Annotated in this window: 13 protein-coding genes and 2 tRNA genes; 5 read left to right on the top strand and 10 right to left on the bottom strand. The window is 41.7% G+C overall.

Annotated elements, in window-relative coordinates:
• The first annotated feature begins 4 nt into the window (after positions 1-4).
• On the top strand, positions 5-970 hold the full coding sequence (gene glsA, locus KSX81_RS09015; protein ID WP_004311933.1) for a glutaminase A: 966 nt from the start codon (positions 5-7) through the stop codon (positions 968-970).
• 410 nt (positions 971-1380) lie between these two features.
• Here glsA and KSX81_RS09020 read toward each other — a convergent pair whose 3' ends face one another.
• Positions 1381-2163: a potassium channel family protein gene (locus KSX81_RS09020; RefSeq protein ID WP_004311932.1), complete on the bottom strand. Its 783-nt coding sequence runs from the start codon at positions 2161-2163 to the stop codon at positions 1381-1383.
• Between the two features lie 216 nt (positions 2164-2379).
• Between KSX81_RS09020 and gadC the strand changes: the two genes are divergently transcribed.
• Positions 2380-4107, top strand: a complete 1728-nt coding sequence (gene gadC / locus KSX81_RS09025) for a putative glutamine/gamma-aminobutyrate antiporter GadC (protein ID WP_217725823.1) — start codon at positions 2380-2382, stop codon at positions 4105-4107.
• Positions 4108-4338: 231 nt separating this feature from the next.
• On the opposite strand, the gene KSX81_RS09030 is transcribed toward gadC, so the two are convergent.
• Entirely contained in the window at positions 4339-5607 is a 1269-nt protein-coding gene (locus KSX81_RS09030) for a sensor histidine kinase (RefSeq protein WP_149965499.1), read from the bottom strand.
• Positions 5608-5806: 199 nt separating this feature from the next.
• Between KSX81_RS09030 and KSX81_RS09035 the strand changes: the two genes are divergently transcribed.
• The 3 genes from KSX81_RS09035 to KSX81_RS09045 all read left to right on the top strand — a co-directional run bounded on the left by KSX81_RS09035 (position 5807) and on the right by KSX81_RS09045 (position 7710).
• Positions 5807-5879: transfer RNA gene (locus KSX81_RS09035), tRNA-Phe, on the top strand.
• A gap of 13 nt (positions 5880-5892) precedes the next feature.
• A tRNA-Pro gene (locus tag KSX81_RS09040) sits at positions 5893-5965 on the top strand.
• A gap of 107 nt (positions 5966-6072) precedes the next feature.
• Positions 6073-7710: an alpha-galactosidase D gene (locus tag KSX81_RS09045; RefSeq protein WP_217725824.1), complete on the top strand. Its 1638-nt coding sequence runs from the start codon at positions 6073-6075 to the stop codon at positions 7708-7710.
• Positions 7711-7855: 145 nt separating this feature from the next.
• Here the strand turns inward: KSX81_RS09045 and KSX81_RS09050 are convergent, their stop codons facing one another.
• From KSX81_RS09050 to KSX81_RS09085, 8 genes are all read right to left on the bottom strand, one after another.
• Positions 7856-8662, bottom strand: a complete 807-nt coding sequence (locus KSX81_RS09050) for a hypothetical protein (protein ID WP_032844182.1) — start codon at positions 8660-8662, stop codon at positions 7856-7858.
• 17 nt (positions 8663-8679) lie between these two features.
• On the bottom strand, positions 8680-9048 hold the full coding sequence (locus tag KSX81_RS09055; RefSeq protein ID WP_032844181.1) for a GntR family transcriptional regulator: 369 nt from the start codon (positions 9046-9048) through the stop codon (positions 8680-8682).
• Between the two features lie 11 nt (positions 9049-9059).
• Entirely contained in the window at positions 9060-9881 is an 822-nt protein-coding gene (locus KSX81_RS09060) for a hypothetical protein (RefSeq protein WP_032844180.1), read from the bottom strand.
• A gap of 6 nt (positions 9882-9887) precedes the next feature.
• Positions 9888-10733 carry an ATP-binding cassette domain-containing protein gene (locus KSX81_RS09065; protein WP_004306914.1) on the bottom strand — a complete coding sequence of 282 codons (846 nt, stop codon included), beginning with the start codon at positions 10731-10733 and terminating at the stop codon, positions 9888-9890.
• A gap of 172 nt (positions 10734-10905) precedes the next feature.
• Entirely contained in the window at positions 10906-12372 is a 1467-nt protein-coding gene (locus KSX81_RS09070; protein ID WP_004296283.1) for a tetratricopeptide repeat protein, read from the bottom strand.
• A 21-nt stretch (positions 12373-12393) separates the two neighbouring features.
• Positions 12394-13338: a PstS family phosphate ABC transporter substrate-binding protein gene (locus KSX81_RS09075; RefSeq protein ID WP_004296284.1), complete on the bottom strand. Its 945-nt coding sequence runs from the start codon at positions 13336-13338 to the stop codon at positions 12394-12396.
• A 3-nt stretch (positions 13339-13341) separates the two neighbouring features.
• Positions 13342-14157: an energy transducer TonB gene (locus KSX81_RS09080; RefSeq protein WP_032844179.1), complete on the bottom strand. Its 816-nt coding sequence runs from the start codon at positions 14155-14157 to the stop codon at positions 13342-13344.
• Positions 14158-14183: 26 nt separating this feature from the next.
• Positions 14184-14837, bottom strand: coding sequence for an ExbD/TolR family protein (locus KSX81_RS09085; protein WP_004327119.1), 654 nt, complete (start codon positions 14835-14837; stop codon positions 14184-14186).
• Between the last annotated feature and the right edge of the window lie 2 nt (positions 14838-14839).

Consider the following 14839-nt stretch of genomic DNA (forward strand, 5'->3'; position numbering starts at 1 on the left):
ATCTATGGATAAAAAAGTAACACTCGCTCAATTGAAAGAAGTGGTACAGGAGGCATACGATCAGGTAAAGGCCAATACCGGCGGCAAGAATGCCGACTATATTCCTTATCTGGCAAATGTCAACAAGGATCTCTTTGGAATCAGTGTCTGCCTGCTCAACGGGCAGACCATCCATGTGGGAGATACTGACTATCGCTTCGGTATAGAATCCGTATCCAAAGTACATACGGCTATCCTGGCACTGCGTCAATACGGTGCTAAAGAGATTCTGGACAAGATTGGAGCCGACGCAACAGGCTTGCCCTTCAATTCAATCATCGCTATCTTGTTGGAGAACGATCATCCGTCTACCCCACTGGTAAATGCCGGAGCCATCTCTGCCTGCAGTATGGTGCAGCCCATTGGTGACTCTGCCAAGAAATGGGATGCCATCGTAGGAAATGTGACAGACCTATGCGGCAGTGCCCCGCAACTGATTGATGAATTGTACAAGTCGGAATCGGACACCAACTTCAACAACCGTTCTATCGCATGGCTATTGAAGAATTACAACCGGATTTATGATGACCCGGATATGTCATTAGACCTTTACACCCGCCAGTGTTCATTGGGAGTTACCGCATTGCAGCTTTCCATCGCAGCCGGTACAATCGCCAACGGTGGTGTGAACCCTGTGACTAAAAAAGAAGTTTTTGATGCCGTCCTGGCTCCTAAAATCACTGCCATGATTGCCGCCGTAGGTTTCTACGAACATACCGGCGACTGGATGTACACTTCCGGTATTCCTGCAAAAACAGGTGTAGGTGGCGGTGTGATGGGCGTACTGCCCGGACAGTTCGGTATTGCCGCATTTGCTCCTCCTTTGGATGGTTCGGGCAACTCCGTGAAAGCGCAGCTAGCTATTCAATACATCATGAACAAGCTGGAATTGAATGTATTTAGCAACAACCATATCACCGTTGTTGACTAAAATTCTCTCAATCTCTTTTATAAGAAAGGTAAAGGTTACTATCTATTGATAGTAACCTTTTTCTATTCCCCTTACCCTCTTGATTTCCCGCCAATGTTTCAATACAAACGGCATCATTTTTCAAATGCTACAAATTGAACTTACCCCTGAACAACTCTAGTTATTAAAATGAGATAGCTGTTATTAACCCGGATAAGGTAAAGTTTGATTCATTCAATTACGGTTATAACAGCGTCGTGTCTTATCTCTTCTCAACAAAGATAGAAAGTAATACCTCTTTTCCACCCCTTTTCCTTCGCCGCTTATAAAGAAAAGTAATTATAGTATTAAGAAAAGTAATTCATCTTTGGTTTTCAACACTTTACCGTCATCATCACTTCATCTGTTTTTTCATCTTATCCGCAAGCACATTATGATGTGCTTGCTTTCTGTACGGCTGCTTTTTCTGCCAATTCTTTTTTCTCGGAAGCCTTTTTCTCTAGTTCCTCCTCTTCGTAATATTGTTTTCTACGTTTGTTAGATTGCTGAATCAGATTTGTGATATAAACTGTAAAGATAGGGAACATCATCATACCCAGGGCAGCCAACAAAACGGAAAGTACACGTCCGGTCACCGTCTGCGCTATGATATTCGAACCGACGGTAGTGACATCCATAAAAGCCCACCACAAAGCATCTCCATAACCATTCACCAAGGGATTCACCCGATGCTCAAGCACAAAAAATGCCAGACTGGAAAAATAGACCGTTGCCAACAACATCGTCAGATAAGAGACAAACAAACTCGAAGCACGATTGTAGGTCAACCAGCCGACCACAATGGCAAGCGCATATCCTCCTCTCAATAAAGGTATGAAACGGAGAAGATAGGTGATCTCATCCGAAAATGTCCACCCATAATAGGCGATAATATTCTGATAAGGAATCGCCACCAATAAAAAGATAAAATGCGTCCGCAAATAACGTCCCTTATGTTTTGCCAGAAAGAACTCCAATACAAAATCAAAAAGAAACCAAAGACAGATACATAGCTGTACTTTCATATACGAAGACTGTGTATAGAAAGGAATTCCCTTAAAAGTATCTACCGAGATACTAATAACCAGGAATAGGGACATTACTAATATAATAATGTGAAGAATACCATAGATTCCCTTTTTCCCGGAAATAAAATCTGAAAGCGCTGATTTCATAACTACTTAGTTTATAATAAAATGATTCATTTATAATTTAGATTGCTTAAAAACAATTGGAGAAAGCGATTGTTTCGGAAGAAGTAAATCCGGGGTTACAATCTCCCATTTCGGGGATGTTAATTAACGAACTTTGAAAGAGATTGCGGAAACATCTCACGCAAAATGTTGTTATAACACTGACTTTAAAATATTTTTCACTTAAAACCTTAACTTATGGCGAATATTAAAAATGCAGTGAAGCTGGGTGTGTTTACCCTGGCTATCATGAATGTTACGGCAGTAGTATCCTTGCGTGGACTACCAGCCGAGGCCGTATATGGAATGAGTTCGGCCTTCTATTATCTTTTTGCAGCTATTGTCTTTCTAATCCCTACATCGCTCGTTGCAGCAGAGTTGGCGGCGATGTTTCAGGATAAGCAGGGTGGTGTGTTCCGGTGGGTAGGCGAAGCCTACGGCAAAAAACTGGGATTCCTCGCCATTTGGGTACAATGGATCGAAAGTACGATCTGGTATCCGACAGTGTTAACGTTTGGTGCCGTATCTATCGCTTTCATCGGAATGAATGACGTACATGACATGTCACTGGCAAACAATAAGTATTATACGCTCGTCGTAGTGCTTATCATCTACTGGCTGGCTACTTTCATTTCCCTGAAAGGTATGAGCTGGGTAGGTAAGGTTGCTAAAATCGGTGGTATGGTCGGTACAATTATCCCGGCTGCCCTGTTGATTATCTTGGGAATCATTTATCTGGCAAGCGGCGGACATTCCAATATGGATTTCAACAGCAGCTTCTTCCCCGACTTTACCAACTTTGATAATGTTGTTCTTGCTGCCAGTATCTTCTTGTTTTATGCCGGTATGGAAATGGGTGGTATCCACGTAAAAGACGTAGAGAACCCTTCCAAAAACTATCCGAAAGCCGTATTCATCGGTGCACTTATCACAGTGTTGATCTTCGTTTTGGGTACTTTTGCATTAGGTGTGATTATCCCTGCAAAAGATATCAACCTGACTCAAAGTCTACTCGTCGGCTTCGACAACTATTTCAGATATATTCATGCTTCCTGGTTGTCACCAATCATTGCTGTCGCTCTTGCATTTGGTGTACTGGCAGGTGTATTAACATGGGTTGCCGGTCCGTCAAAAGGTATATTTGCCGTAGGTAAAGCGGGGTATATGCCTCCGTTCTTCCAGAAAACAAACAAACTGGGTGTACAGAAGAATATCCTGTTCGTACAAGGTATCGCTGTTACTGTATTAAGTCTGTTGTTCGTCGTTATGCCGTCCGTACAGAGCTTCTATCAGATTCTGTCACAGCTGACAGTTATTCTTTATCTGATTATGTACTTGTTGATGTTCTCCGGAGCTATCGCATTGCGTTATAAGATGAAGAAACTCAACCGTCCGTTCCGTATCGGTAAGTCAGGTAACGGTTTGATGTGGTTTGTTGGCGGTCTTGGTTTCTGCGGATCATTGCTTGCCTTTATCCTCAGCTTCATCCCGCCCAGCCAGATCTCTACAGGTAGCAACACCGTTTGGTTCTCCGTACTGATTATCGGTGCCATTATCGTTGTTATTGCTCCGTTTATTATCTATGCTTCCAAGAAACCGTCTTGGGTAGATCCAAACTCCAATTTCGAACCGTTCCACTGGGAAGTTCAGGCTCAACCTGCCACTGTCAATGTCAGTGCAAGTAACGCTAATGCTGCCCGTCCTACCGCAACTTCTGCACATACAGGAGGAGCAACCGGGGCAAATACAGCTAAGCCTGGTGCAACCGTTTCTAATGCAGCAGCTCCTGATGCGGCATCCTCTGGTGCAACCGCTTCCGGTGCTACTCCATCAAGCAGCAGTTCTGCTACATCCGGCGGAAATTCTACTTCCGGCAAAGCATCTCCGGGAACCGGAGACAAAGATAAGGATGCACCTAAGTCGTAAAGAATAAGTGTTCATCCTGTTCACAAAAAAGTAAGAGGCTATTCAAACAGCTTTGAACTTATAAAATTACCCTCACTACAGTGAAGTGCTCCCCTTTAGTCGGTTATAAAACCTTTGGGATGCACTTCACGGTTGTAGTGAGGGTAATTTATTTTAGAGATTTTTGCAGGCCCTCTTATTTAGAAGTATGCCAATCATCATTTAATAGATACAATACCTAGCGATTGGAGATTACTTTATTGCCTGTGACTTTATTAGTTCCGGTTTTATCACCCGTGGCAACACAAAGCTGAAAGTAGATCCCCGGTTAATTTCCGAATCAAGTTCAAGATTTCCACCCAGATTTTGGATGATCGTTTGCGAAAGAGTCAGTCCAAGTCCTGTCCCCTGCATTTCACGATCAAGTTTTATGAAACGTGAGAATATTTTTTTCTGTTCCTCTTTCGGTATGCCAATGCCTGTATCGGACACAACAAAGCAAACCTCTTCCGTTCCTTTCAGGCTGCAACCCAAACGAATTTCACCCGATTCGGTGAATTTCATTGCATTATGTAACAGGTTAGACAATACCTGAATGATACGTTCCCGTTCCGAATACATCATTATAGGTTGTATGTGTGCCTCACAAACCAATTCCACCGACGAGTTATTCAATTTCGTCTTAAAAATTCCCTCCAACTCTCTTAGCAAATCATTGGCATCAAACTCCGTATAAACAAAATCTACTGTTCCCGATTCTATTTGAGAAAGATCGAAAATATCATTCACCAGGCGCAACAAGCGTTCATTATTCTCTGCAATAACATCAGCATACATTTTTCGTTCCTCTTCACTGGAAGCCGATACCATCAAACCGGAAAATCCGACAATTGCATTTAGCGGTGTACGTACCTCGTGACTCATATTAGCAATAAAGGCAGATTTCAATTTATCAGCAGAAATGGAATGTTCTCTTTCAATAGACAGCAGCCTTTGCGCATTTTTCAGCTCCGTCACATCATAAACAGTCAACACCATATAATCTTCACCATGAATATTCAAATAAGTACCCGATACCGATACATCGCAAGGAGTCACCTTCGTTTCATCCTCACTTAATAGCTTCATGGAAGCTTCCAGATTTTTAAAACTTGCTTTCTTGTAAAAAGCTTTTCCGATAGACGCACGGATACAACATAGTTTGCATTGTTCATGCTGGCCACATTCACCGGCTGCAATCGCATTTCTACAATGCAGCAAATCCCCGACTCTTTTGGTAACTCCACCTACCTGAATCGGAAGACGGTTTAAAGAATAATAATTGGTGTCACAAACCACAAAATCCTTGTCAATCAATAAGAAGTAAGCATTGATGTTCTGCAAAACCAGAGCCAACTTTTTAAGTTCATTCTCTTTGTTTTCCTTCGAATGCACCTCTTTCTGGAGTGACTGGCACTTTGCCCACATATAGATGAAGGCAGCTAACAAAACTATTATAACAATAATCGCCAGTGATGACATAGTAATAGAGTGTTTATATTGTTTTGATCGTTTCAGTGCGTAAATTTATAAAATATGTCGCATAAATAGCTGTTTATCTACATATTTATTCTAACAAAAATGCATTTATATTTCCACGAGTCAGAAATTGGTAAAAATTTCCCTTTAAGTTATTGCGGTATTAAAAAATATACTTATCTTTGCACCCGCAAACGAGAAAGGTGCCATAGCTCAGTTGGTAGAGCAAAGGACTGAAAATCCTTGTGTCCCCGGTTCGATTCCTGGTGGCACCACTTCTTAAGCAATCGGAATGTAGCGCAGTTGGTAGCGCACTACGTTCGGGACGTAGGGGTCGGGCGTTCGAGTCGCCTCATTCCGACAAAATAAAGGGTAACTTTCTGGAGTACAGTAAGTTGCCCTTTATTTCTATTCAGTCACTTGAACAAATTCAGGACGGATATGTAATAAAACACAACCTATTATATCATGAAAAACAGGATTTATCTCTTTACAGTAGCAGTAGCTTCTTTTATGTGCATCAGCTGCACAAAAACTCAAACTACCCTTTCCGAGAATGAAAAGACAGTCAATCCTCCCATCATGGGATGGAGTTCATGGAATGCATTTCGCGTAGACATCAGCGAAGACATCATCAAGCATCAAGCCGACCTGATGGTGAAAAAAGGTCTGAAAGATGCCGGATATCATTATGTCAATGTTGATGACGGCTATTTCGGAAAGCGCGATGACAACGGAATTATGCATACCCACGAACAACGTTTCCCGAATGGGATGAAACCAATTGCGGATTACGTTCACGGCCTGGGAATGAAAGCCGGTCTCTATACCGATGCGGGCAACAGTACATGTGGCTCCATGTGGGACAATGATGCAGCAGGCGTAGGAGCTGGTATCTATGGACACGAACCGCAAGACGCCCAATTATACTTTGGCGACTGGGGTTTCGACTTTATCAAAATTGATTACTGCGGAGGAGATGTGCTGGGACTTAATGAAAAGGAACGCTACACTTCCATCCGGAACAGTATAGACAAAGTAAACAAAGATGTTTCCATCAATATTTGCCGATGGGCCTTCCCGGGCACTTGGGCTAAAGATGCAGCAACTTCCTGGCGTATCAGTGGAGATATTAATGCACATTGGGGATCATTAAGATATGTAGTCGGAAAGAATCTCTACCTGTCGGCTTATGCCGGAAACGGACATTATAATGACATGGATATGATGGTCATCGGATTCCGCAACGACAGTAAAGTAGGTGGACAAGGTCTTACTCCGACAGAAGAAGAAGCTCATTTCGGTTTGTGGTGTATCATGAGCTCTCCTTTGCTTATCGGATGCAATCTGGAAAACATGCCGGATTCTTCGCTCGAACTGCTGACAAATAAAGAACTGATCGCCCTCAACCAAGACCCGCTGGGCTTACAGGCTTATGTAGCTCAACATGAAAATGAAGGTTATGTACTCGTAAAAGATATTGAACAGAAACGTGGGAATGTACGTGCAGTAGCTCTTTACAATCCTTCCGATACCATCTGTAGTTTTTCCGTGCCGTTCTCTTCACTGGAATTTGGAGGAAACGTAAAAGTACGTGATCTGGTAAAACATAGCGATTTAGGAAACTTCTCCGGTACCTTCGAACAAACGCTTCCTGCACACAGTGCCATGTTCCTCCGCATAGAAGGCGAAACACGTCTGGAACCGACCCTCTACGAAGCGGAATGGGCTTACCTACCTCTTTTCAATGACCTTGGCAAAAATCCTAAAGGTATTATTTATGCCCATGATAAGGAAGCCTCCGGCAAAATGAAAGTAGGTTTCCTTGGCGGACAACCTGAAAACTATGCCGAATGGCGGGAAGTATATAGCGAAAATGGCGGACGCTATGATATGACCATCCATTATTTATATGGCAAAGGACGACAAATAGAACTGGACGTAAACGGTATCATTACCAAAATCGACTCTTTGGGAGAGGATAACGGTCATAACCAAATCACAGTTCCCGTTGAATTAAAAGCCGGATACAACACTATTCGCATGGGTAATAGTTATAACTGGGCACCGGACATCGACTGCTTCACTCTGAAGAAAGCGCTGTAATTTGACTATATAACCTCATATATTAAAAGGAGTAATAACGGAATAAATATGCCTCAGGCATTTTAAAATCCATTATTGCTCCTTTTTAGTTTAGATACTGTCTAGTAATTCGTATCATATTTTATCTCTTCATACCTATTCCTGTTTATTCCGGTGTTATCGTAATTTCCGCTTTCTCTCTTACATTCACCTGCAAACGTGCATCTTCTGTCAGAGGTGTCCAGACCACCCGCTTACATTCTCCTTTCTGCAGATCATTAGAGTGCTGATTGCTGCCACTCAGATATTCCGTCCCCACTTCTGTATTCTCAAATGTCCATCTCCATACACCATCCAAATTCAGATAGAAGTTTTCAATTTTACTATCCTTTGCATGAAAGTCCAGCCCATTTCCCTGAATATCACACGAACCAAGTCGACAAGAATCCAATGATATGTTATAACGATTACCACGGACAAACAATGAATCTGTTTCAATACCTATCAGATTCAATTTCAAACCTTCTTCACCGGTAACTATACCGGTCAGTGAATCCACAGCCAAACTCACATCAAAACCACTCACAAAGATATAATCTCTGTCCCGATACTTTTCCGGAATATTGTTCACATTAAGATCTAACTTCATAAACAAAGTATCATTCTTCTGGGTAACATTCAAATAGTCTCCTTTCGGATATGAAACCTGTTCTTTCCCTGACGAAGCAGCAGTAGATCCTATTTTCATTTCGCCGCTAATAAACACACGTCTCGCTTCAGATACTCCATCCTGGCTGGTAAACACCTTTATAACATGTACGCCATTCAAATCCATTTTCACCTGTTCATTACCCAAAAAGGCTCCATCTTCCTGGTAAGGCTTCCCCGACATAAATATGAAAATAATAGTTGCCACAATTACAATCAATCCGGAAACGAGAAGGCCTATAAATATATAAGTAGTACGTTTCATAATATTTCGTCTTTATTCTATTTCTGCTTTTTTATAAACTCATGATACATTGTCTCTATTTCTTTTATCGGTATATCAAGCGTATACAGCTGACGAAAGAAATAGTCCAATTCTTCTTTCAGAAAGGTATCCTTACGGAGAGAATGAATCAGCTCTTTTGCTCCTGAAGCTACAAAATACCCTATGCCACGTTTATTATAAATAACATTTTGTACCTGAAGATAGTCAAAGGAACGCATCACCGTATTAGCATTCACCTCCACAATGGCAGCATACTCTCTGACAGAAGGGATCCGCTCCTCTTCCGGATATTGCCCCAGCAATATCTCATCACAGATTCTATCTGCAATCTGTAAATAAATAGCTTTACTTTCTTTAAAATTCATAGGCTAAGGTATTACATTCTATTAATAATTTCAGACTCCTTAAAGCGGAAATAAGCCAGTACCCAATTCACCAACGCAAAAAAGATGCCGGCAACAATTACAATCCACAGAGTGGTTTCTTTCGACTCCAGCACACCTCCTGAATAATACCTGCCGCTTTCCAACAGCACTTTGCTTACCAAAGCACCGACAGCAAAATATACCATACCAATAATGGTTCCCGACGCAAATGTTTTCAGGAAAGAATTTTTAGGCCAAATCGAACTGCCCAATACGAATAAGGATTGAACAAAGAAATAACCTGATATCAGCGCTCCAAATTCCAAGCCTCGCCTGCATAAAGTATAATATTTTTCATCACCAACCAAATGCGACAAGTCGACAGGAGCAATAAAATCCTTCTCCGGATAAGCCAAAGAATAAATAGTAAAACGCGTATAATCCGCCAACTTATAACATATCAGGAAAACAACCAGATACACAACTGTAAATACAAACCATCTGGAGAAAAACTTCTCAAAAGGAGTTGCCGGAATCATTAACATGGAAGTACGGCTCGTTTTCGTTTTCATCTTTTCCATTGTAAACGAAGCACTCAAACAACCGAATCCCCACAGAGCCCAGATAAAAGTGACAAGAAGAAATATCCACGCCGGATCTTCCTGATAATTATAAGTACCTCTATACCTAAAATATCCATTCCAAACCATTACCACTGCCATCACTCCATACATCAACACCATACGAAGCACATTCGATTTCCAATTCTCCACCATCTCCTTACGGCAAAGATTCATAAAACGAGGCAAACTGAAAAAAGTATCTTTTATCATCGTCTTTTATTTTTGAGTGTGAAACAATCGGGCTATCTCTTCAGGAGTAGCCAGTGTAGCATTAAAAAGAAGTTCCAGGTTTAGTTCCGACTCGTCCTGCTTTTCATTAGGAAGGATCAGGTAGTTACCCTGAATAGTAGGAATTGCAAAAAGCGCACTTTTGGCCAATTCCCGATCATCACTCTCCACAAAGAAAAGTTTGTCGCAAATATTACTTGTCGATTCATCGAGCAACACACGACTGTCATCCATTATCAACACATGATCGAGCACTTTGTCGATGTCACGAACCTGATGTGTGGAAATCACAATCGTCTTATCATCCGACATACCCGATGCTATAAACTTGCGGAACTGACTTTTGCCTGGAATATCCAGCCCGTTGGTCGGTTCATCCATCAACAAAAGAGAGGTATTCGTAGCAAGCGCAAAACTCATGAACACTTTCTTTTTCTGCCCCATAGAAAGCGATCCGAGATCAATATCTATATCCATCTCAAAATAATGGAGATATTTAATCATCTCTTCCTTACTGAAACGAGGATAAAAAGGACTGTTTAACTCAATATAGCTGACCAAAGAAACCGAAGGCAACTCAAATTCTTCGGGAACTAAAAACATATCCTGCAAAGTAACCGGCAACCGACGGCGTACATCTGTATCGTGAAACATCACTTTGCCGTTTTTAGGAGTCAACAAGCCGGACATCAGATAGAGAAGAGTAGATTTTCCCGCACCATTCTTTCCCAACAGTCCATATACCCTGCCGGATTCGAACGAAAGCGAAAAATCACGTAGTACCGCACGCTTCGATTTACGATAAGTAAATGAAAGATTTTCTACTGTAATCATAGTATTTCTGTTTAATGAATAATGATCTTTAGGTGTATTAGTGTAATAGTACACCACAAAAGTAGGTAATCTTTTGAATATTCCAATAGAAAAGGAGAAAAAAGTGCAAAAAAAGGAGGAGCTAAGATCACTCTCCACTCCTCCTGTCACGACAAACAACTAAAATTATTCACTATTTGATGCCGTCCAATGCCCTTTTAGCAGTAGCATTAGCGGGGTCTATAGCCAGAATTTTACTCCAGTATTCTATGGATTTATCTTTGTTAGCCTTTGCTTCGGCTTTCAATGCCGGATTTTCGATAGCTAACAAATAGTAATATCCAAGATAACTGTAGCATTCAACCAAAGCTGAATTGTAATGAGGATCGTTTTTGCTTTCCAATAAAGCGGCCACTTCCTCATAGAAAGGTTTCGCAAGTCCTTGAGTTGTTTCAGGGTCAAGTGCAGAATTGGCACGTGCTCTCCAGAAGTTACCCAAATAGCTGTCCGGCGCTGCTTCCGCAATTGCATGGAAAGTAGAATCGGCGGACATTAACGCCTGCTTACGTTCTTCAACAGTGATTGCTAATGAATCAGGTTGCGTACCAGCACCGTAATAAAGTCTACCAAACTGGAACTGTAAGTCCGGAGTCTGTTTTTCCTTATCAAGAGATGCATAATATTTCTGGTAAGCACTGATTGCTTTTTTATAATCGTTCTTCTGTTCGTAAGCAGAAGAGATATTTTTAAATAAATCCGTCTTCGTCGGATCCATCTTTACCGCTTTCTCATATTGTACTACTGCATCATCATATTTTTTCAGACTCTCCAACAGATGTCCATAATACATATAATCCAAATACGAATAATCGGCTTTATCACATTCCTTGAAGAAGACATCGGCAGCCTTCAACGCTTCATCAAAACGTTTCAGGTCAGTATAATTATACATTGCCAAACGATTGAACGCAGCATGACGGGCATTCTTTTGCAATCCCATATTAGCTACTTCGAGTGATTTATCAAAATCATGGTTCAAAAATAAAGCAAAAGCATACTTCACCAAATCTTCTTCCGTAGCAGTAGGTCCCATTGCAAAATTCGCATAAGCTTCTACTGCCTTATTAAAATCATTTTTTAAATAGTAAATTTCGGCTAATTTTTTATCTACAGCTGTGTTGGACGGTTCCAGGTCCTTCAATTGGTTCAGCTTCTCAATGGCAAGACTTGCATTGGCTGATTTATAAATATCTGCATATTTCAGATAAGCTTCCGTACATTTCGGATCGAAATAAATTGCCTCCTCATACTTTTGAGAAGCAAGACCCGCATTTTTCTGTTTTACGGCAATATTTCCTTCCAATACAGAAGCAAGAGCCGATTTACCATTCGCTTTTCTGGCAAGAGCTGCATACTCCTGCGCTTCGGGAATCTTGTCAGCATTCAGATATGCGTCTCCAATAGCCACCAACAATTCCACATTTTTCTTATTTTTTCCTTTAATCAGATGTTCAGCTTCTTCAGCAGCCTGTGCCGGATTCGTCTGAATAGTTTCTTTCAATTTCGCAACCCCAGCCTGCCATTCGGCGTCAGATGATTGCGCATAGAGCGACCCTACTGCTATAAACGCTCCAGCTAAAAACATTTGTACTCTTTTCATTATAGTCTCTAATTTTAGTTATTATTCGTCTTTCACGTGGACAATACGCACCGGCTGAGTAGCCGGAACAAGTCCGGATTTTAATATAATCCTCTGCCCTTTATCGGATGTCATAAAAGAAGCAAATCCCCAAGGCAGCCCACTGCGAGGATCATTCAGCAATGCATAAATAGATCGTGCCAACGGATAGTTACCATAGAACAGGTAAGCCTGATAAGGTTTATAACTGTTAGCAGGAGTTGCCACATCCTCTGCACTCACTGACATCACTCTGATCTCTTCGCGAAAAGAAAGATTGGTTGTATCACTGCGGTTCCCCAACCAGTTTACTCCAACAACTCCCATAGCGTCGGGATTATTCGCTACATAATCTATCACCTGCTGGTTGGTTTTCAAGGCACTGACGTTACCTTCAGCCAACTCTTTTCCACCACAGATTGAGTCCATTGCAAAACGTACGGTACTGGAGTTCTTATTATCGAACACTACCTGAATCCCTTTCAAGCGGGAATTCGGATTAACCTCTTTCCAGTTTTTCACCTCACCGGTAAGGATGCGGCGGAAATCACGTACACTCAACAAAGAATCCGGATTAGCACGATTCACAATCAATGCCAGACCGTCCGTAGCCAATTTTATCTCGCGAGGGAAAAACTTACGGCTGTGGAATGAATTCATTTCTTCCTTAGTCAGTGTCCGGGTTGCAATAGCCAACCGGACACTGTCTTTCAGAAGTAAATTTATCGCTTCCACTTCAGTTGTGTAGCGAGGGACAATCCCGGCCAAAGGGTACAGGCTCTCAAACACCTCTATCTCTTCTTGTATGATAGGTTCGAAACTCTCATCCGCTGCGATAGATACCACACCGGAAGAATAAGTATCCGTCGGTCCTTTTGATTTTGAGTTACAAGCACTCAAGACCACCAACGCTACGAGTCCTATCAGCCTAAATTGTCTCTTCATCATCTTTTATTGTAATCTAAACATTACCGGAACGGTGAACTTCACACGTACCGCTTTTCCATTCTGCTTACCAGGGAGCCATTTCGGCATGCTTTTTACCACACGAACAGCTTCCTTATCCAGATAAGGGTCTACACCACGAGCCACATGTACGTCAGAAATAGAACCATCACGTTCTACAACGAACTGTATGATAACGCGACCTTGTGTTCCATTCTCCTGTGCAATAGTCGGATATTTGATATTCTTACCCAGGTAAGCCATCAATTCAGTCTGTCCACCAGGGAAAGTCGGCATTTGTTCTACCATATCGAAAACCTTTTCCGGTTCCGGTGCAGCCTGTGTTACCACCTGCTTAAGGTCTGCGATATCTTTACCATTAGCCTCGTCATTACCTTTTACGTCGGCAATAGAGATGGATACTTTGGTAGCATTCAAATCTTCCTGGCTCTTGATCTCGTCATCCTCATGCACCTCTTCATCTTTCTTGATGACAGGAGCAGTAAACTTGATAGAACTCTTCAAAGCAGGGGGAGGAGGTGCAACCGGTTCTACGCGTTTCATCTCTTCCTGTTTGATTTCAGGTTCTTCCAATTTTGACAGAGTAGTTACTTCTGTCATCACTTCTTTCTGCTCCGGAGTTGCCAACTTAAGCAGTGTAGGGATACTAAATCCAACTGCTGCTATAATCACCACAATCAACATTGCAACATTGTGTCGCTTTGTCGAATTGGCACGCATTCTATATGCGCCGTATGCTTGGTTCTTGCCTTCAAAAATCAGTTGACACCATTCCGAAGAAGCTAAATCTAATTTTGCCATTTTACTTTTCTTTTTTAGGTGTTACATCAATTATCGGCTAAGTTCTGTGACAATTCACCTTTCGCATCGTAATTCTTCATCAAGAATTCATCAGCTTCTGCAATGTCTGTTATCACATATTTACCAATATTACATATCTGCATTTCGTCCAGCGCGTCAATCAGATTCATATAAGAAGCATCATCCGTAGCCTTGATAATTACGGTCGGTGTATCCTTTCCGCTCTTTATCTCGGAAACCTGCTTCTTAAATTCGTCATCCGTGATCTTAAGATCAAGTTTTTGCTGCTTCAATTCTCTTACTTTATTGACAGCAACAGCATTCTTCTGAAGAAGTACGGCACGCAGTCCATCTGCACCGTAGCTAGTTTCTTTCAACGAGGTATAATCCTTATAGTTAGGTTCCCCCTCGTAATAATAGAGTTTGTTATCAGCTCCCAGCAATAACGTAATTGCTTGTGAAGCCTTCACCATACTCTTTTGGTTTTCAGTTATATCTTTGTCATTACTCGGCATGCTTATCTCCATCGTCTGAGGTTTGCTCAGTGTGGTACAAAGCATAAAGAAAGTAATCAGCAACATGTTCATGTCCACCATCGGTGTAAAGTCCACCCGGACAGTCATTTTCTTTTGCTTGCTCTTTCCTCTTTTTCCGCCGCTCTCTTGTACTTCAGCACTCATTG

It is taken from the genome of Bacteroides sp. MSK.18.37, assembly GCF_019129155.2.
GTDB lineage: Bacteria > Bacteroidota > Bacteroidia > Bacteroidales > Bacteroidaceae > Bacteroides > Bacteroides ovatus.